We start from the raw sequence: 19,062 nt of genomic DNA, 5'->3' as shown, positions 1-19,062 counted from the left end.
AGAATCGATATGGTTGAATTATTAAGCCCGCATAATGCTTATGTGGGCGTGAACTTGGTCATGCTGTTAGTGCTGGTCTTGTTATCAGCCGTCTTTTTTATCTGCTTTTCAGGTTTTGTAAAATACAGCATTGTTTTAAATATTATTAAAAACGCGGTGGGTACTCAGCAAATACCGCCTGCTATTGTGGTTAACTTATTGGCAGCATTAATGGCGCTAAATAGCGTGTGGCCAGAAGTGAAGCCCGGCCTCGAGCGTGTGAAACCGTATTTTTCATCTCAGCATCGGTTAGAAGATAGTTTAGACCCTAGCGCTTCTGTTAGCAGTGACGAGTTACCTAAAAACGTTACCATGTTTACGTTGGTGAGTAACCTATTTGAGTTTTTTCCTGAACTGCTAAAAACCGCAGAGGATAAAACCAACAAATTGACATCCTTAATCGAGATTCCTTTGAATTTTGATGAGGAAAACGAAACCTTTAAGTTCTTTATTGGTAGTTTAATTTATGACTTATATAAAGGGTTTGAGTTAGGTTTAAAACTATATATTGTTTTTGTCAGTATCGACTTTTTGATTGCAGTTATTTTGAGTGGTGTTGGTATGACGATGCTATCACCAACGGTTATCTCCACACCGGTTAAACTTGCTGTATTCTATTTTTCGGACAGTTGGACCATTTTATTTAAAGCGTTGGAGTAACTGTATGCAACAGTTACTATTTCCCAATTGGATTTTATTTGCTGGCGTTTTTTTATTTTTAAAAATTTTTAACCCAACACGACTATACCTAGATAATACGCTCTGTCTGGCGATTGCAATCGCCATGGCGATATGTTTAGAAGGGTTCAACTTAGTTGCAGAACCTACCTTGTTATGGTTAGTCGGCGTGGTTATTTTTGCTTTCTATTGCTCAATCCCGTATTGGTTGAGTGGTATGGTGGGGGGCGTAATCCAGCAGATGTTGCTGCTGAACGAACAGTCTGTTCAAGATCACCGCTTCACCGAAGAGTCTGAGGCTTTAGCAAAGCTAACGAGTTTAATCTTTTCGTTTTATGCTCTAGAAAGTGGATTGATTTTTTTCCCTCTCCTCCAGGTTATTCAAAACCAGGTCACGGAGTTTAATGAGTTTAGTATTGATGGTTTTTTTAAGATGTTAGTCGATAACCTTCAAATGACTCTGATTGTTTCAGGGAAATATATCATCCTCATGCTTGTTATTACCATTTGCTGCGGCTATTTAGACTTGTTTTTTAAGAAAGCATCGTTATCGATGTTTGTTACACCAAACATTAAAAGTATCGTGGTGATCATCATTATTAATTTGTGGGTGTTACACGATCAGTTTTATCTTTTTGAACAGATGATGTGGAAGTTAGGTTATGAATAAAATTGAAGCGATTAAAATCGATACTGGTTTGACATATCAAGGCGACAATGAGTTTGAAACAATGCTAAATGAAATCGAAGCATTGAATAAAACAGAAGGAAGCAGCTCAAAGGAAGAGGGGGAGGTTACATTTGGTGACGCTGAAATTGCTGACATGATCGTGGCAAGCGGTGTGATTAATAATGTAATCAGGACAATTAAAGAAGACGAACAGAAATTAAAAGAGATACTTGACGATGTATAGATTAATTTTGCTTGTACTTTGCTGTCTAACCTTCACTGTGCAAGCTGATGTAATGATTAAACAGCAAGATATGAATTTAATTGAGGCCCTCGATGCCATTGCAAAGGATATGCAATTAAAGCTGGCCTCAAATTTAGATACGCAAACACAAAACCAACCAATGACTCAGACGCTATCAGGCCCAGGTCCTGTGCTGTTGAGCAAGTTATCGAAAGTGTTTGATTTTGATTGGTACACTTATGGCGGAACGCTAACGATTCAATCTGGACAAGAGTATATAAATTATACTTACAAACCGAGAAATATATCTCCTGAGCTGTTGCTCAGAGAATTGAAGTTGACGTTTAAAACTAACGAAACGACAAAAATTCGTTTGGTAGAACGTGGGCACTCAATTTTATTTTCAGGCACTAAAAAGTTTGTCAACGATGCCGTTGCTTATGCAGGGATGGTAGATAAAAACCATTTTCTTGAAAGAGGTAATAACCTTGAGTTGGCGAGAATCGAGTTTCATTATATCTCGGTTCTAGACCGTAGTATTGCTACATATGATGGCCAGGCAACATTCCCTGGTGCACAGTCGCTTATCGCGGCCGCAATTACCAATATCGGTCAGTTTAAAAATATCAGTGATGGTGAATTAGTTTCACGAGCCTATAAAGTCAAACTCAGTGAAGGCGACCGTCAGAATCTTGATGAGGAAGAGAAAACCACGAATGTACAGGCGCTACCAGGCTCTAATGCTTTGTTAGTTCGAGGCACGCCCGATGAAGTGAAATTGGCAAAGCGTATTGCGGCTTTGATCGATACGGAGCGTCGTCAATTGTTGTTTTCTCTCAAAGTATATGACGTATCTGCAGAACGAAAAGAGCACTTCGGTGTTGATAGTTCATGGGTCAATGGTTCACGTGGCGTTTATGATCTTGTTGTGCCTCCGTTTACAGAAACTATTGATTTTCTGAGAAACTTTCAAGCATTGGCATCAAACGGTATCGCTCGGGGTGTTTATGAAACTAACTTGCTTGCCTTGGAAAACCAACAAGGCCACTTCGGTAAAAAGCAAACTGCAACCATCGCTTTGATCTCAAATAAACAGGTTGAGACACAAAAAATCGAAGCTGATAACAGCTTATACGTCACGGGGCGCTTACTGCCATCTGGAGATGTGCAAGCAAGAATTCAGTACATTGAGGAATCTTTGGATGACGATGAGGAAGATAGTGATAATTCGAATAGGCCACCTAGAGTAAGTTCTCAGTCTTTGAACTCTGAAGTCTACATTAAGCCGGGACAAACCATTATTCTTGGCGGCTTTGACAACACGGTTACACAACAAACGGAAAGTGGTATTCCTGTTTTATCGTCAATTCCACTATTGGGTGAACTGTTTAAATCAACGTCGGAAGTTAAGAGTAAGTACAAACGTTATGTTTCTATCTCATTCCAGGTAATTGAGTGATGTTACAGCACTATTTTAAGGTCAAGGAGTCATATCAAGACACCGTCCGATGTAAGGTTAATATTGATGCGTTTGTCGGACAGGAATGTTTTGTTGAAACGGTGGATAGTGGTTGGATTCGTGGTGAAATCTTAAAAGTTTCCGGACATGATATCGAGATCAAACTGCTCCAGCCGGGCTCGGTTCAGCGAGGTGGAAAAGTCGAAATCACCCCAAGGCGCTTCTGCTTTCCTCTAAATGAAGAGGCATTAGTCGGTAAGGTGATTAACTGTTACGGTGAGTCCTTATACGGAGAGAGTTATCTCGAACAAGAGGGCAATTATAAGGACTTGCCTATAGCGCTAGAACCAATACCACTTCAGATGCGTGCACCGATAGAAACGGTGTTCCCGACAAAGCTGAAAATTATTGATGGCTTATTTACGATCGGTGAAGGCCAGCGTTTAGGCTTGTTTGCCCCAGCGGGGGCCGGGAAGACAACAACGGTATCGATCATGGCGAACAATATGGATGCTGACGTTGTCATCTTTGCGATGATAGGCGAGCGCGCGCGTGAAGTGGTTGAATTTTTGGAAGGGGAAATTGGTCCGGAAGTGATACAAAAATCAATTACGATTGTATCAACTTCTGAGGCCAACCCTCTGGAAAAGGTTCGTTCGGGGTTAGTTGCCGTTTCTATTGCTCGATATTTTATGGAGCAAGGAAAGAAAGTTGTCCTTTATTTCGACTCCTTAACTCGATTTGCTCGTGCACAAGCGATGTTGGATGGCACACCGATTCAGGGGGGGATTCCGATTGGCGTTTCTCTTGCGTTATCAAGACTAGTTGAAAGTTGTGGTAACTCTATCTCTGGTTCTGTAACCGGTATTTTTACGGTACTTATTGAGAAAGAAATTGATGATGATCCAATTGCCCACGAGGTTAAATCACTAATTGACGGGCACTTGGTGTACTCAACCACAATTGCATCGACTGGTCGATATCCGGCGATTGATGTACTTAAAAGTAAAAGTCGTTTGCAGAACAAAATTCAGGACAAGGAGTACGTTCGGCTGTCTGAGCGGATCAAAGATATGGTTCATAGGTACTTTAGTGTCGAACTGCTTATTCGTGTTGGTGAGTATGAGAAAGGCAACGACCTAGAAACTGATGAAGCGATAGAACTGTATCCGAAAATAATGGAATTTTTAAAGCAAGGGTTTGACGGAGTTGAATATGAAGAAACCCTCAAAGGAATGGAGAGAATTTGGTCAGCTTATTGATATCGTTGATATACGTATAGGTAAGCAAGTTAGATTATTGGATAAACTCAAGAAAGAGAGGCAAGAATTAGTAGAAAGCATAAAAAGTAAATGGCTTGATATAGAAACACTGCAAAATGAATTACAAGTATTAAATATAATACAAGAAAAAGATGCCCTCACTCGCTTGTTCAGGCGACGTGAGGGGATCAAATCTAAAATCGAGAGTTTATTCTTTGAAGCTTCTCTAGCTCGACAAGATCTCGAAGAATTGGATGAAAAAATCCACGATGCTGAGTTAGAAAAAAAGAAACTTGAAAAGCGAAAGGATGCCCTTACAGAAATGAGAGTACATTTATTATGACTGGGTATCATGATTTAAAACCGTTTTCGCTTTCATCTTTTGAACGCAGTGATATTTGTAAAGAAAGTTTTAAGGAAAAAGAAGAGTTTACAAAGATATTGTCTCAGGTAGAGATATCTAGTAAAGCTTCTGAAGGAGAATCTTTATTAGAGGTTGAAGAGGAAACCATTAATGAAGATGAAGATGAATATGAAGATGAAGGGGGCCGACCTGCAATTGAAGGTATTGTAGGACGGGATTGCTTAAATTTTCTTTTGAGGAATCCACACAGAAATCAGCATCTGGAAATTAAAAAAAATGCATTTATTGTTGAATTAGAGTCAATAAGATCATCATGGTCTAGAGATTATAGTTGGCATAATGGTTTTTATCCATTGTCCTTATTCAAGGCGAAATTAGATGCAGAAAAAATTTGTAGTTCTAAACCTTTTGAATGTAACTTAATAGGTTACTCAGAAAGTGAATGTGTCATTTTATGGAAAAATAACCATTTAAATTTGGATAGCACCAATCGTGTTGAAAACACAACTGATGTTTTAAGACAGATTTCTCATGGCACAAAGAAATATTACCAAGTAGAGAATTATATTCTATCGGAACTCGTTTTAGATGGTTGTCTTAAGAGTGGTTTAAAACTCGATGGTGAGTATTTTAAAGACGGTACTAATCTTGTTAAATATAGGGTTTTCTTTAAGAGAAAATATTACTGTTTTACTTTTGATTCAGGTCGACTTATTGATTATTTAGAGGAAAGCCATGACAGTTCTTGACGTTGTTTCGGCTAGCTTAGATATCTTGTCAAATGCAATTATAATATTTTCATTAGCATTTGTGGTTACAGGTGTCGTGGTCGGCTTGCTTCAGACAGTATTTAGTGTACAGGACCCAGGCTTGCCAATGGCAGCCAAATTAGTTGTCTTTATGTTCTTGTTAGCCGAGTTTGGCGGTGGAATATATGAACAGTTCTATCTAGTTTTCAAAGAGTTATAATGCTGGTTAAATAAGGAGTTGTTTTGAAAACATTACGAGAAATTATTTATAAAACGCTGGTTGATAATCTAAATATCGACCCTAGGTTGCTATCTCGAGTAGAAAGCAATGAGCCAATTAGTATTGAGCTTGTTAGTGGTGAAGAGATTTTTATTAGTTTAAGTGATGGTGCGCTACAAACTTTTATAGAAATACCTTTAAAAGACATGAGAAGCCTTCGATTCAAAGCTTCTAAATTGGTAGAGTTACTGCTTGAAGATGAGGATGTGTTTGTTAATTTTAACAAAGACAAAATTGTATTAATTAGCGAAATAGAAAAAGATAAATTAAACATTGATAAAGTTCTATCGAAAAAGCTTACTTTATTCAATAAATTCTCTATTGAAGTTAGACAGCTTTAACCTTTTTTAAAGGCCAATATTTGGCCACCATGAAAGAAAAATTTCATTACAATATATTCGTTTGTTTCACTAACCACTTGAACAGGATTAGCACTGTTTAATATGTTGTTTATTTCGTTTCTGTATTCTCCTAACCGAAAAACAGGACGTTTACCTTTAAACACATCAAAATTATCAAATAAAAGATAATGCTGGTGTGTTTTTTTTGTTATGGTGGAACCATCCCCCACAACCTTATAGTAGTTGGTTTCTTTTTCTGTTGGGTATTCCATTACCGCCATATCTATATCAAAGTTGTTATGTAAAACCTCCATATTTATAAGCGTATAATAGTTAAAATTATTATCTATATCTAACGAATTATAAGACGCTTTGAAATATAGTGTTGGTTGCTCTTTTTCATAGTTTAAATAGACTACAGATAGTACTACGTTTAATATTGTCAATAAAATTGCGCTAGATTTCCACATTGTTTAATTCCTCTACAACTCTAGCTGATATGTATGAAAATGGCAGATTTTTGATATTTAATATGACTTTATTAACAACTATGCCATCACTCCCTATATATGAAAAAGATAGGCTTTCATCAGTGATCATTATGAATAACTTTTCGGGCTTACTTGGTGAACTTCTGTACATTTTTAATATCTCTGAAGCAAGTTTGTCAGACAGTTCAAAATCGTCAGAGTATATTGATAAATACTCATGTTGATAGCTTAGATTGGGGTAGCTTAATAAAACAGGTTTTCGAATATATTCTTCGTTATACAGCTTTATAGATACAGTAACCAAGATAATTAATAGATTCAAATATAAGTATTTGAATCGAAATAAGTTTGAACCTTTCAACTCTTCTTTTGTTGGAATAGATGTTGGCTTTATCTTTGCACTATCAGGTGAAGCAGCCGAGGAGTCGATAAGTTGTTCTACGATGGAGGAATCAAGCACATAGCCAACTTTCGCTACAGTTTTTAACCATAACTGATTCTTTCCATTATCCTCAATAAGATTTCTTATATTTCGGATAGATTGTGTTAGAGAGCTATCAGACACAATCTTGCCTGGCCATCCTTTTTCCATCAAGTGAGCCTTAGACAAAATTTGTCCGGAGTGTTTTGCTAGCTCCAATAAAGTCAAAAAATCATGGCGACCAATTTTGTGTTGAGTTCCGGTTTCGCTATCGACCACTATTTGTGCGTCTTCCTTCAGAATGAATTGTTTTACTTTGTACTGTTTTCTCATGGTGATCTCTGAAGTTGTGGCACTCTTCTTTACATTCTACACGCCAATTTCTGATGAACTCAAACCTAAAGTGTATTACAGAACAACTTTCAATAGCGTGGAGTTTGGTACATAGCTCAAGCTATTATGATTAATATTGATTTTAGTCTAAGGAATAAGCTAACCATTCAGTTAGGGGGCATAGTAAGCTACTTGACTTTTGAGAGCAATATACGGGTCTATGTACCTTCACAGCCCCGAAAACTAAATCACAAGTAAAGATACTATCCGACGGTTAGACACCTTACGAGATAAGAAATTGTCATGAGTGATTTTTAGACAGAATTTGTTCTGGTTACTATTGTGAGAGGCTTCGTTTCCTAATTCGAGTTCAGTTAAAAACTCACCGAATATGATTAATTGTTAGGCGGTCACTATCGTTTCCGCCATACTTCGCCCTGTCAGCTTGTTAACGCTTTTATCATGGTGTAAGTCTTGCCAACTTGAGCAGTGTAATTTCGTAAGCTTAGCTCCTCACCGACCAGTTTCTTTACACGGAACATCGCCTTCTCTGAGAGCGAGCGTTTATGCTAGCCGCACTTTTTTTTCCAATGCTCATTTTAACCGTACAGCTTCTGGTAACCGACTACTAAGTTGCGAGGATGAACTTGTTCCAAAAAAACTACACTTTCTCTTGGTGGAATGAGTAGTGTGGCTTGTTTGCAAATACATGAAAAATGATGGCATGACGGCGGTCGTGGCGTGCGCTTAAAAATAGAGTTAATGAACCTTTAAAGACCTCTCAGCGGCAATGAAAATACACGTTTAACCATAAGAGCCGCAGTAATCGCTAACTCACAAAACAATCGCGGTCTTCCACGGTTCTCCTGCTTGATTTGCTTCAATAGCTGAACGGTCTCTTCATCAATCCAAAACCTCAGTGAACCGTGATTGATTCAAACTTAGTTGTAGTGTTTTCAGTTGGTTGTTTGGTGTTTTTTTCATGATTATTCAGTTTTCTTTTTTGTTTTTTTTTGCTTTTATGATGTCTGACATTCAAGCCTTAGAGCTTCCATCGGCTTCGCTGCAGAAATCGAATGAACTAAATTAAAATCTTACGTTCAGAGCAGGGACATTCATTCACTTACTTTAATTTCATGCCGAAGCCTCGTTACAAAAACACTGACTGGCGCATACGATACAAGGCAGTGTTACAGGGCGATTAGGGTTAAGAAAGCGATACCTCTAATGCATCCGCGTGAGTGAGCAGCCTTTTGGGAAAAAGTGCATCCACGCAATCTGGCGGTTGGCTGTCAGAAACCACTAGGTATCGTGTGAAACAGTTACTTGGAGCATTACTCACTCTTTGGCATTGCAATGCGCAAGTTGGGGAAACTTAAGCCATGATCAAAGCTTTCAACAAGTTAACTGGGGTAGGTATGCCCGAAACTCAATATATAGTTTAACAGGCGAACGATTTAGCTAGCGTCCGCTCGTAAGTTTAATTCAGCAACAAAGCCTATTGTCGAGTCAATCACGCGATGACAAATAGGAGTGCCAGTAAATTAATAATACTGTCCAAAATGCTACCAATGGTACGATATTATCGAGGTATTTATGTTGAATATTAATCTAAATGCAACAAATCAAAGCGTAGCCACATCACCATTAACGGCTACTAAGCAAGATTCTACTCTCCCTGAACCTGTTCTGGTGCTTCTAAATGACAGCGCTACATTAGAAGCGCCCTATTCTCCTGAAACACTACAGACACAGTTGCAACAACAAAAAGCAGCTCTGAAAAGTACCGCACCCAATTTAAGAAGTACCGAATCAAATATATCAGATTCATTGTTAGCAGCAATAGACCAAAGTGCTGTAGAGCTAGAACTTATTGGTATGTGGGCCGAAGGAGGTCAAGCGGGTTTCCAAGCGGCATTAGAGTTTATTGGTCAGCCACTATTAGGATTGACAAATCCTCAAGGCTCTCAATGGGAAGACATATTTCAATTAGCGATGTTGGACTTGTTGATCAATGCCAAAGAGTATGGTGTTGATACCGACGCTGCGTTTATGCAAAAATTGTCGTTTTGCTTAGAATATATAGGCTCAGGTCAACATAACTCGTGGGTAGAGGCGCTGCCTCCTGCTAATAATATGTCCGGCTCGGCCATTGGAGGAATCAGCGGAAATCATCTATTAAACATGGCAAAGGATGTTTGGTCAAAAATGGCAGAGCTGGCATCCAACGGGACAGCTGGTCAAGAATCTTTGCTATATAGAGCGATGTCGAAACTGACATCAGGGTCAATTTCAGCATCCCAATCATTTCCTCGAGAGTTAGAAACTTTATTAACCACCAGTGGCAGTACGACGTCTCAACTACAAAACTCGGGGTATTTTGATACCACCAAAGGCGGCTGGATCACAACTAATAATAACAATATGAGCCCGTTAATCCGATTAGTCTTTCTGAGTAACATGTTAAAAGATAATCCAGAAATGTCTAAGGCCACGCTCGAAACGATACTAAAGGGAAGTCTTAAAGATATTAATGACCTAACACCAACAGGTGGTAACTATCAGCATGTTTATGACTACATCAGTAAATTTGGTGACCCTGACACATTCCAAAAGGGGCAGATGGGCTGGCAGAACTCCAGTTACGGCGAAAACGGTAATGGAGATACTACGGGCGGAAAGAGACCTAATGGGGTCGATATTGCGTTAGATTTTGATGGTTCGTTGAATGCTAGCTGGTTAAAAGCCCTTTATCAAAACTACCCACAACGAGTGTTAGGTGACGAAGACACTAAAGAAATTAACCGCATTGGGGATAACGTGAAAATGATCCAGCAAACCTTAAAATACTGGTATCAAATTTTGCGTGATGAACGCTTAGCGATTGCGCGTAATATATAACTAGTGCTTGTGTCATCCCATACTTCTCAATAAAAACGTCCCTTGGGGTAACTCATATCAGTTAAGAAAATGATCAGTTGAACGAGCCTGTGGTTGGTAGAAAATACCCTCAAGCATTCATGTTTGAGGGTATTTTTATGTTAGCTCACTGGCTGGTTGATGTTGATGACTTTGCTTCTCCCGATTCACTTACGCTTTTTCGAAAAGAACTTCCATTAGAAAGGATAAATCAAGCACTGGATGAAACGAATAAAGCCAGTATGAGAAGGCGAAAACTGCCCATTGAATTGGTCGATTGGTCGATTGGTTGCTTGTCGGTGTCGGCTTTTATCGCGACAGACTGATTACTGACGTTTGGGACAAGTTAGACTTAACATTGTCCAGCTCTTTAGGTGAATCCATTGCCCCAAGTGCCATTCCTCAAGCCAGAAAATGACTTACAGCATGCGCGTAAGCAAGATCCTAGTCTTCCAGAGAAATAGTAAGCGAGCTTGGTCCTGTATTTTAAACCAAAGCAACTTAATCATATAAAAGGCGTGCTAACTTCTCTAACGGATAGCCAATATGACCTTCAACCCCTACTGGATGTCTACTTCGAGCGTTGGTAAGTTGAGGGCAGCTATGGCGAGATAAAACATGACATGTTGGCCGATGAAGTTCTGCTTCGAAGCCGACTAGTGCAGGGATAGAGCAAGAAATCTGGGGGATACTCATCGCTTATAGTCTGGTTCGTGTGGAGACAAGTCGTATAGCCAAAGAAGCGAATGTGTCTCCTCTACGGATAAGTCTCATGATGTCACTTTGAGATATCCAATATGAACTAATGTTGTGTGTAATCGCCTCACCAGGCTCGGTCCCCAAAAAGTCGAGGGCAATGCGAGAGCGAGTGATGAGTTATATTCTGCCAGAACGAAAAAAACGGCCCAAATCAAGAGCCGTTCGTATGAGTAAAACTCGTTATCTAGTTCGCTCCAAGCACCTTAAGTGATAGGAGTTAATCATTACGATGGCTTTATTTTTTATATCAAGCAAAAACATTTAGCTTTTATCTACCGATTTGAGTCATGAGCCAAAATGCGACTCCTTAAATCCAACTTGGCGAATAGAACACCGATGAGGAGAGGGATTAGCATAAATAAAGATTGGTCCGATATTACATCACCGCTTATATATGCATTAATAGAAAGTGCTATTAGGGGAAATATCAGAAAACAAAGTGAAGCGACAAACGGAGAAGACACATTACCTAGTTTAAAGTAGGCCACGATACCTCCCACACTAGCAAACATGCCAAGATAAGCAACAGCTATTATAGATTGAGGCGAAAATGCTAAAGTATTTGGTTTTTCAAACAGGAGTGAACCAATTATAAGCAGTATTGCAGCGATAAAACTTGGCACTACGTTGTAGGTAATGACTTGGATTTCAGCACAGTACTTTTGTACTAAAACATACATGAAAGCGTGGATCAGTACTGCAATGCTCAGGGCTGCTGAACCAAGAAAGATCGCATCTCCTCCGATAGCAAGTTCATTTGATAAAATCACACACAAGCTCACGACTGCCGTAAATACACCAAATATTTGGTGTGCGGCTAAACGAAGCCCAAGGAAGATCGTTGATGTCATCATGACTGCAATAGGCATGTTGGCAAAAATTATGGAAGCTAATCCTGATGAGATAAACATCTCACCTGTAATCATTAAGGTAAATGGGATAGCAAAATAAAAAATAGAGACAATAATAACCCAGTGCTCTTTACCTCGTGGAAATAACAACGGTTGATTTAATACTCTTGCCAAGAAAATCAAAATGGGACAAGCAATGAGAAAGCGCATGCCCGTAGCAAATAACGGAGGAATTGTTGACACGGCTACTTCCATAGCAAACCAGGTCGTACCCCAAATCATACAAACCGAAAAAAATAACAATATTGTTAGTTTGTTTTTAGACATATTAATACCTGTTATGAAAATGTAACGAAAACTCCATTTATAAATGCATCTATCTGTTGATGGCTGATTAGGTCGTGTTTATCAGAACTTTTAGATTCAAGGAGCTGCGCCTTGTTAATAGTGGTTTCCATGAACTGAACAGACATTAACGTAGCTATAACATTTTTATCATTCAATCCGAGGTGTGTATGTGTAGGTAAGGAATTGTCAGTTTCAGTATTTAAAGAGGATACCAAAATGAAATTATGTTTTTCTCTAGGGCTAATACTGATGCATTTTTCGGTCGAGATAAAATAAAGCCAGCTACTAGATTGATACCGATCTGTTGAACGATCCTGTGGTTGATTGAAAATACCCTCAAGCATCCATGTTTGAGGGTATTTTTTATGTTGGCTTACTGGCTTATTGATATCGATGACTTCGCTTCTCCTGATTCAATTGCGCTTTGTCAAAAAGAGCTTCCATTGTAATAAATAAAGCACAGGATGACCCCAAGAAAACCCAATACACAGTATGAAGTTGTTAGACAGTTAGATGAAGAAGGGTGTGATTTGATTGTCGAAATGGGTGTCTCTCAGCATAAGCGTAAGCATGATCTTAGTCTTCCAGAGAAATGACAATGCACAAGTTGGCGAGATTTACGCAATGATGAAAGCGTTAAACAAGCCACAGGGCTAGGTATGCTTGAAACGATAGTGGTTACCTAACAATTAGTCATATTAGGCGCGTCTTTTACTGAATTCGAATTAGGAAACAAAGCCATGGTGAGACAATTTTTGTATGGGTAATTTGGTGAGATTATGTCGGTGAGTTTTATTGTTTCAGAATTTACCTGATGAAATGAAGAAAATTAGAATGATAATAACGCTCTGTGTTCATTATTGAAATGAGTATTATGATTCCTACATTCAACAGAGTTAGCACACCTTTAGTGCAAGATAAACAACCGCTAAATGACCATTTAGATGATCAAAAAATATCAATAGCTAAAGTGTTTCATGACACATCTCGAGCCTCTGAAGTTAAAAAGCATTCTTCTTTGATTTCAAAGCTAAAGGCATCCAAACAGGGTTTCAAAGAAGAAAGTAAGCAAGTAGTGCACGACAGAAGCGTTTCTTCAAAAGCAGAAACAGGTAGGTACGATCAAATTATGCAGGCATGTAGTCAAACTTTCGGGAAGTGGGACTCCCAAATGATTCAAAGTGGTCTTAGACAACATTTTCTGAGCTATGCTGCTTCTTTGCTTGATGCGAATTTTGAACGCCTAGCCGCAATGTCTGATGATATGGCTAAGTCTGTAAAATGTGCTGAAAAACCTATTCGAAATGAGTTGGTGACTTGGCTGTATGCTGGGGGAATCTCCAGCGCAGATGAGACTTGGAGTCAGCAGGCAAATAAGAGTCATTTAGAAAACGGTCTCCGAAATTCTGTAGATGGGCTACCTCAAGCTGCGAAGCAATCAATCGTAGATCGAAAGAAGCAAAGAGAAGACGATTATAAGAGTTTGACTCATGTTGCTAATAAACTGCTTGACGAGTTTAATTTGAATTCTTCTGAACCTATTAGAACTTCTGATTCGAAAGTTTTGACGAGTTCTTCAGTGTCTCGAATGATCTCTGATTTAATAAGTAAACATGTCAATAAGTGAACATTGATAGAAAGGATTTGATTTTAGAGCTTTTTTTGATGCTTTGTTTTTCAGGTTTTTTCATCACATTTCTCTTGAGTTTGTGTGTGTTTGGTTTCATTTTTTCATCTCTTTTCTTTTATAACATGAGGTTGGTTTTGAAAAGAAAATTAATTTCAGTTGCCATTTTTTTGGCTATTTCTGGATGCCACTCTGATGATTCAAAATTTGATATGCCTGGAAGTGAAGTTCCAGAAGTCCCTAGTGATCAAACTAGAAAAGGTAGTTTGTTTATTTCAAATCAGCGCATAAAAGGCGATGTGATTTGTAACGGAAATGAACTTAATAACGAAGCCACTTTTGAATTCTTCGATAGTGATACCGTTGTTAATTGTTATTATGGTGCAGTTGAACTTGGTTCATTTGATACCAATAAATACATTGATAGCAGCATTTCATATCAAAACATAGACAATCAGGTTAATTTTGATTTGTTTGATGTATTGGAGCAAGGAGCTAAAAGCAACTCTCTTAAGGTTTTAAGTAAAATTAATGTTTGCCCGACTGAAAAAGACACGATTTGTTTAGATGAAATTAACAGTTATGATGTTGCTCAGTTGTACGGGTCAACTGATGATGATGCTGTAAATGAATTTCTCAATCCAACCGTTGCCGACAATGTTGAGGGGCCAACATCTCATGTAAATACAAACATAACGCCTGAGGTGTCACCTGGCACGAGTAATAACCTGACTGCATCTTTTGTTTCAGCTTCTGCAGAAAGTGCTTATGAGTATGTTCCTAGCATAGAGAATAAACCACTGACAAAAAGTGTAATTACAGACACTAGTGGTCGTCCTATTGTTGGATTGTCTTATTTTAGTCAATCTTCTCAAGGTGTTACCGATAGTGAAGGGCAGTTTGAATATCTTTGGGGCGAGAACATCATATTTGGTATTGATACATTCGAATTAGGTCAGACGAAAGGTAATAAAGTTCGTTATTCATTGTCTGACCTGAGCACCAATACTGTTGTTCAGCAAAACATAGAATCGCTTATTCTACGTTATGGCGAGATTCTAAATTCAAACATCATTGTTAATAAGGATGTAGTAGACACATTTTCGAAGTATCCCAACGTTATTAATGAGTTGATAAATTTAGAACTTCCTAATGGAGCGAGGCTAGGCGATACAGAATATACGACACCAAATGAATTTGAAGAACAGTTTTCTCGTGGGTTAACTCAAGAGATTGATACGCAGTTAAAAAAGGATAGTAGTTGGTTTAACTATGATATTGATGCCGTTAAAGAGCTTAAGGATAACTCTGGATATGTGACAGAATCTTTGAGCACTATTTATGACGGCGTATCTCAATTTCATATTTTCCATGATAATTATGGCTGGGGTGGTTCGGGCTGGGCTCGCGCTATGCGAAATTTTAACCTAACGAATGAAGCTTTCCCTGTTCTAATGCCTAGAGCTGATAATAACTATTGGTTAGAGTTCGGTGAAGAAGCGGCTTGGACACGAGGTTCTGGCTCCGATAAAAAGCCTTATATTGTTGATGCAACTACGATTGATGATAAATCGTCTGTAGTAATGCAACGTCCAGAGCGTATTTCTAAAGACAATACTGTGTATCAATTACCTACAGTCAGTGCTGGTTCGATCGGTAGTGGTAAAGTCGTGTTCATGGGTAATGCTATGTATACGTCTATTTTATCTTGTCCTGATAATTATTGGGCTGATAAGCAGTTAAAGATCGATGAGACAAAGAAAATATGCACTTACGAAATGGCCGCTTCGAACTCAAACCGCAAGCGTGATACCCGTTTTGATGGTGGAAGCATGAAGCGATTTTTTGAGAACATGATTTCGTGGATGGTTCCGAATGACAGACAACTCAACATTGCTACTAACATTCAAAAAGGACACGCTTTCAGAATGAATGGCAGTGCCGAAGGAAATATTTACAACTTTTTCGTTGATAAGTCCTTTGGTTTCGATGAGTTAACTACGATTTCTAGTGGTAGTTTTGGTGCTCTATCACCACAAACGACACCTTTACTTTTATTGCAGTCTTTTGAAATTAAAACTGGCGGATATGAAACGAAATCGGTGGTCTCTGATGTTTCTCGTCCGAAGTTAACGGTAGAAGATATAAGTGACCTTATTAAGTATGTTAATGAGGGTGGTAACATTATCTTTTTTGATGCGTTGGAGCAAAGTAACCCTGAACCAGTTGCGCGTTTGGCTGATGCAGCCGGAGTCTCAATTGGTGGAGCGAACGTAGCCAAAACTTTGCAAAGTTATTGCGGTGATGGTTTCTGGTGTCACAACACGGATAAGCCTAACCCACCAAATTTGCATGCAGTTGCTGAGCATGATGTTGTAGTTTTAGAGCGATTCTCTGATACCAGTAAGCTTACTATCAATGATGATGGATCTATTACTTGGCCTTCATCCGTGGATATGCCTAAGTTAGAAATTCCAACATACAAAGTAAAGGTTAATGACAAAGTCGTTGAACGTGCTGCTTTTCACATTGTAAAGGATGAAATTGCGAAACATTCGGCCATTCAGGAGTTAAAAGAGAACTTTCCTGGTGTACCAGTGTGTAAGGATGACTATCAGTATGAGGTAAACTGTATCGAGGTTCGCTCTGGACACGGTATTCCGAGCTTTGGTAATCATCATCGCCCTAACTTTACTCGTTACCCGATGAGTCCTGAAGTAGTGGAGGGGATGGTCAAAGCTGCGAACTTGGGTGCAAATATTGATAAGCTATTTTCTCATGAAGTTTACTATCGTAGTAAAGGTAAAGAAGGTGTTCGCTTATCCCAAGCAGATCTGACTGCAACATATGACAACTTGTCTATTTGGTTGTGGAACGATACTCAATATGAGTATAACGCCGAAGTTCAGGACGAACTAGGTTTCAAGCGTTTAGTCGAAATGCTTAACTGCTATACTGATGATAAGCACAGTGGTGGTATGAGTTGCAGTGAAAGCACCAAGTCAGATCTAGTTAAATGGGGGCTACTAAATGAGCGTTCAGAGCTAAATCCATCTTACCCTCTTAACTGGATGGAAAAACCACTAACTCGAATTATGCTCGGTCGTTCATACTGGGATTTGGATATTACTGTCGATACGAACAGTTATCCAGGTAAGGCGTCGGGGGCTGCTACAACTGCAAGTGTAGATGTATTCATTGGAAATCGTCCAGTGGTTGGAACGGCAGGAAATATGCAGTCTACAGGTTTGTGGGCGCCTCAATTAGAGGAGGTTGTTGTATCAGGCGGTGTAAAAGCTACTATTCATGTCGCGTTAGTTGATGATTTGACAGGTCGTGAAAGCCACGAACTCAGTCTGCGCAGGCCACCACGTGTTCAGAAGTCGTTTGAATATGATGGCAATCATTTAGCGTTTAAAGTGCCATACGGAGGGTTGATTTATATACAACCATATCATGTGGAAGAAGAAAAAGGAGTCACTTATACGTTCTCGGGAGTTTTAAAAGCGGACTATTGGAACAACGGAAAGTGGGTTAATAAAAGCAGTGATGGGGTGCCTTTAGCTGAGATTGATACTGGTCATTTTATTTACACAACTCCAGTTGAAAATACGACAGCTTTAGACGTTGATAAATTTGTTGAGGAGCTGAACTTTTTTGCAGAAAGCGCTAGTGATTTCTATGGAAGAGATAGTAAAGCTTCTCACAGTTTACACCAACGGTTTACTAGTGATGCATTACCTGGTTTTAGACACCGTTTCGTGAATGATGTGCAGATATCTATTGGCGCAGCGCATTCAGGATATCCAGTGCAAAGTAGTACCTACGATAAAAAGGCGACTGTAGTTCCAACGAAGCCGTTGGATGATTGGCTGCTATGGCATGAAGTGGGGCATAATTTAGCAAGTGCTCCATTTAATGTTGTGGGTAGTACAGAAGTTGTTAACAATATTCTTGCACTTTATATGCAAGAGAAAAGAGAAGATAAGCCATATATGGAACGGATTGAGTCTGATATTCAGAAATCAGTCCTATGGTTAGAACGATACAATGGTCATGCTTGGAGTGAAGCCAATAACAATATGAAGTTGGCGATGTTTGGCCAACTTAAACGTTGGGCAGAAGAAAACTTTGATCTATCAAAATGGCAGAGTCACTCTATTTTAGATGTGAATCATTCTATTTTTGATCAGGATCAAGGTTGGAATATGTTCAAGTTGATGCATCGCTTAGCCCGAGCTGGAGATGATATCAGTAATAACTATTGTTCTTCCGCCGCTACCGGATTAAGAGATGGAGATCTGTTGATGGTTTGTGCATCATATGTGAGTGGGTATGACCTTTCACCATACTTTGAAAAGTGGAATCCGGGTGAAAGTAAAGCTATTTTACCTGATGGTTCTCCGAGCTACAGCGGAGGTATTACTCAAGAAGGACTGTCTTTTGTGGCAAACTTAAAGTTACCACAGCCAGCTACTTCTCCTGAGCGCTATACCACGGTACATTAGGCTGGAGACTAGTTGTAAAAAATTGTTCATTAAGCAATGGCCCTGATTAGGGCCATTGCTTTTATTGGAATGAAAGAAAGTTGATATTTTATCACCCACCTGAGGATGCCATGAGCGAATTGGAAAAAACGTTACTTAATATTCGTAGCTTACGTGCGCTTTTACGCGAGCTTACGAACGCAGAACTTGAGGAGGCTTACTCTAAGTTCAAAACGGTTGTCGAGGAGCGTCGTTTAGAAGAAGAAGCTATTAGAGCTGAGCAAATTAAGAAAGAAGAAAAACTAGCAGATATCGCTAGACAAATTAAGGAGCAAGGTTTGGATGTTTATGAACTTTTGTCCGCACTCTCTTCAACTACCCCGAAAAAGAAAGGTAAGCGTAAGCCAAGACCTGCAAAATACAAATATATTGATACTAACGGAGTTGAGAAAACTTGGACTGGTCAAGGTAGAACTCCTTTAGTTATTCAAAAAGCTCTTGATGAAGGAAAAAAACTTTTAGATTTTGCTCTTTGAAGTAAGTAAACAACAATCACCCACGTTTAATTTATGGGTGGATTTTTTTGATTAACTCACCATTTACCTGGTGCTTAAAAGTCGCTATCTGATTTTAAGGTTATATTTTAGCTGTTGTTAGGCATCTGTTTTTTTTTGAGTAAATTCAATTTAAATAATTATTATTCACTATTAATAAATTACTAAAACTGATAATTATATAAT

16 protein-coding genes and 3 pseudogenes are annotated in these 19,062 nt (G+C 38.9%); 15 read left to right on the top strand and 4 right to left on the bottom strand.

Annotated features, from left to right (window positions below):
• The first annotated feature begins 9 nt into the window (after positions 1 to 9).
• From UF05_RS00235 to UF05_RS00195, 9 genes are read left to right on the top strand one after another with little or no spacing between them, the layout of a single operon-like run.
• Entirely contained in the window at positions 10 to 699 is a 690-nt protein-coding gene (locus UF05_RS00235) for a flagellar type III secretion system pore protein FliP (RefSeq protein WP_045545013.1), read from the top strand.
• Positions 700 to 703: 4 nt separating this feature from the next.
• Complete coding sequence (locus tag UF05_RS00230; RefSeq protein ID WP_045545012.1) at positions 704 to 1,387, top strand: hypothetical protein; 684 nt, start codon at positions 704 to 706, stop codon at positions 1,385 to 1,387.
• A complete protein-coding gene (locus tag UF05_RS00225; RefSeq protein ID WP_045545011.1) occupies positions 1,380 to 1,631 on the top strand; it encodes a hypothetical protein in 252 nt (83 codons plus the stop codon). The genes UF05_RS00230 and UF05_RS00225 overlap by 8 nt, the downstream gene beginning before the upstream one ends.
• Positions 1,624 to 3,090 carry a secretin N-terminal domain-containing protein gene (locus tag UF05_RS00220; RefSeq protein WP_045545010.1) on the top strand — a complete coding sequence of 489 codons (1,467 nt, stop codon included), beginning with the start codon at positions 1,624 to 1,626 and terminating at the stop codon, positions 3,088 to 3,090. The genes UF05_RS00225 and UF05_RS00220 overlap by 8 nt, the downstream gene beginning before the upstream one ends.
• Complete coding sequence (vscN2, locus tag UF05_RS00215) at positions 3,090 to 4,352, top strand: type III secretion system ATPase VscN2 (protein ID WP_021821930.1); 1,263 nt, start codon at positions 3,090 to 3,092, stop codon at positions 4,350 to 4,352. Before UF05_RS00220 ends, vscN2 begins: the two co-directional genes overlap by 1 nt.
• A complete protein-coding gene (locus UF05_RS00210; protein WP_031846323.1) occupies positions 4,306 to 4,695 on the top strand; it encodes a hypothetical protein in 390 nt (129 codons plus the stop codon). The genes vscN2 and UF05_RS00210 overlap by 47 nt, the downstream gene beginning before the upstream one ends.
• On the top strand, positions 4,692 to 5,465 hold the full coding sequence (locus UF05_RS00205; RefSeq protein ID WP_045545009.1) for a hypothetical protein: 774 nt from the start codon (positions 4,692 to 4,694) through the stop codon (positions 5,463 to 5,465). The genes UF05_RS00210 and UF05_RS00205 overlap by 4 nt, the downstream gene beginning before the upstream one ends.
• A complete protein-coding gene (locus UF05_RS00200) occupies positions 5,452 to 5,685 on the top strand; it encodes a flagellar biosynthetic protein FliQ (protein ID WP_005499519.1) in 234 nt (77 codons plus the stop codon). Before UF05_RS00205 ends, UF05_RS00200 begins: the two co-directional genes overlap by 14 nt.
• Before the next feature lie 23 nt (positions 5,686 to 5,708).
• Entirely contained in the window at positions 5,709 to 6,086 is a 378-nt protein-coding gene (locus UF05_RS00195; RefSeq protein ID WP_005484512.1) for a hypothetical protein, read from the top strand.
• Here the strand turns inward: UF05_RS00195 and UF05_RS26415 are convergent.
• The 3 genes and pseudogenes from UF05_RS26415 to UF05_RS23760 all read right to left on the bottom strand — a co-directional run bounded on the left by UF05_RS26415 (position 6,083) and on the right by UF05_RS23760 (position 8,266).
• Positions 6,083 to 6,556 (bottom strand): hypothetical protein, encoded by a 474-nt coding sequence (locus UF05_RS26415; protein WP_231583789.1) that lies wholly within the window; start codon positions 6,554 to 6,556, stop codon positions 6,083 to 6,085. The genes UF05_RS00195 and UF05_RS26415 overlap by 4 nt on opposite strands.
• Entirely contained in the window at positions 6,543 to 7,331 is a 789-nt protein-coding gene (locus tag UF05_RS00185) for a winged helix-turn-helix domain-containing protein (RefSeq protein WP_045545008.1), read from the bottom strand. The genes UF05_RS26415 and UF05_RS00185 overlap by 14 nt, the downstream gene beginning before the upstream one ends.
• Positions 7,332 to 7,733: 402 nt before the next feature.
• Positions 7,734 to 8,266: pseudogene (locus UF05_RS23760) on the bottom strand (transposase).
• 205 nt (positions 8,267 to 8,471) lie between these two features.
• On the opposite strand from UF05_RS23760, the pseudogene UF05_RS25370 reads away from it, so the two are divergent.
• The 3 genes and pseudogenes from UF05_RS25370 to UF05_RS00175 form a co-directional block, all read left to right on the top strand.
• Positions 8,472 to 8,776 (top strand): annotated as a pseudogene (locus UF05_RS25370) (IS5/IS1182 family transposase); the annotation flags it as partial.
• A 151-nt stretch (positions 8,777 to 8,927) separates the two neighbouring features.
• Positions 8,928 to 10,232: a hypothetical protein gene (locus UF05_RS00180; protein ID WP_045545007.1), complete on the top strand. Its 1,305-nt coding sequence runs from the start codon at positions 8,928 to 8,930 to the stop codon at positions 10,230 to 10,232.
• Between the two features lie 137 nt (positions 10,233 to 10,369).
• Positions 10,370 to 11,220, top strand: a pseudogene (locus tag UF05_RS00175) (transposase domain-containing protein).
• Between the two features lie 61 nt (positions 11,221 to 11,281).
• On the opposite strand, the gene UF05_RS00170 reads toward UF05_RS00175, so the two are convergent.
• Positions 11,282 to 12,187 carry a DMT family transporter gene (locus UF05_RS00170; protein WP_045545006.1) on the bottom strand — a complete coding sequence of 302 codons (906 nt, stop codon included), beginning with the start codon at positions 12,185 to 12,187 and terminating at the stop codon, positions 11,282 to 11,284.
• A 931-nt stretch (positions 12,188 to 13,118) separates the two neighbouring features.
• Here UF05_RS00170 and UF05_RS00165 point away from each other — a divergent pair.
• From UF05_RS00165 to UF05_RS00155, 3 genes are all read left to right on the top strand, one after another.
• Positions 13,119 to 13,835 carry a hypothetical protein gene (locus UF05_RS00165; protein WP_228841943.1) on the top strand — a complete coding sequence of 239 codons (717 nt, stop codon included), beginning with the start codon at positions 13,119 to 13,121 and terminating at the stop codon, positions 13,833 to 13,835.
• Positions 13,836 to 13,972: 137 nt separating this feature from the next.
• Positions 13,973 to 18,343: an SslE/AcfD family lipoprotein zinc metalloprotease gene (locus UF05_RS00160; protein ID WP_045545021.1), complete on the top strand. Its 4,371-nt coding sequence runs from the start codon at positions 13,973 to 13,975 to the stop codon at positions 18,341 to 18,343.
• A gap of 110 nt (positions 18,344 to 18,453) precedes the next feature.
• Positions 18,454 to 18,858: an H-NS family histone-like protein gene (locus tag UF05_RS00155; protein ID WP_005484475.1), complete on the top strand. Its 405-nt coding sequence runs from the start codon at positions 18,454 to 18,456 to the stop codon at positions 18,856 to 18,858.
• Positions 18,859 to 19,062: the final 204 nt, after the last annotated feature.

This window comes from Vibrio sp. S457-15 (genome assembly GCF_000960545.1).
GTDB classification, from domain to species: Bacteria; Pseudomonadota; Gammaproteobacteria; order Enterobacterales; family Vibrionaceae; genus Vibrio; species Vibrio parahaemolyticus.
Note: the sequence above shows the minus strand (reverse complement) of the source record. Positions and strands in the feature narration are given on the sequence as shown.

Bases quoted from the DNA above. Each gene is read 5' to 3' on its own strand.
- UF05_RS00205 (WP_045545009.1), top strand. From the start codon at position 4,692: ATGACTGGGTATCATGATTTAAAACCGTTTTCGCTTTCATCTTTTGAA.
- UF05_RS26415 (WP_231583789.1), bottom strand. From the start codon at position 6,556: ATGTGGAAATCTAGCGCAATTTTATTGACAATATTAAACGTAGTACTA.
- UF05_RS00235 (WP_045545013.1), top strand. From the start codon at position 10: ATGGTTGAATTATTAAGCCCGCATAATGCTTATGTGGGCGTGAACTTG.
- UF05_RS00225 (WP_045545011.1), top strand. From the start codon at position 1,380: ATGAATAAAATTGAAGCGATTAAAATCGATACTGGTTTGACATATCAA.
- vscN2 (WP_021821930.1), top strand. From the start codon at position 3,090: ATGTTACAGCACTATTTTAAGGTCAAGGAGTCATATCAAGACACCGTC.
- UF05_RS00220 (WP_045545010.1), top strand. From the start codon at position 1,624: ATGTATAGATTAATTTTGCTTGTACTTTGCTGTCTAACCTTCACTGTG.
- UF05_RS00200 (WP_005499519.1), top strand. From the start codon at position 5,452: ATGACAGTTCTTGACGTTGTTTCGGCTAGCTTAGATATCTTGTCAAAT.
- UF05_RS00185 (WP_045545008.1), bottom strand. From the start codon at position 7,331: ATGAGAAAACAGTACAAAGTAAAACAATTCATTCTGAAGGAAGACGCA.
- UF05_RS00170 (WP_045545006.1), bottom strand. From the start codon at position 12,187: ATGTCTAAAAACAAACTAACAATATTGTTATTTTTTTCGGTTTGTATG.
- UF05_RS00210 (WP_031846323.1), top strand. From the start codon at position 4,306: ATGAAGAAACCCTCAAAGGAATGGAGAGAATTTGGTCAGCTTATTGAT.
- UF05_RS00230 (WP_045545012.1), top strand. From the start codon at position 704: ATGCAACAGTTACTATTTCCCAATTGGATTTTATTTGCTGGCGTTTTT.
- UF05_RS00180 (WP_045545007.1), top strand. From the start codon at position 8,928: ATGTTGAATATTAATCTAAATGCAACAAATCAAAGCGTAGCCACATCA.
- UF05_RS00155 (WP_005484475.1), top strand. From the start codon at position 18,454: ATGAGCGAATTGGAAAAAACGTTACTTAATATTCGTAGCTTACGTGCG.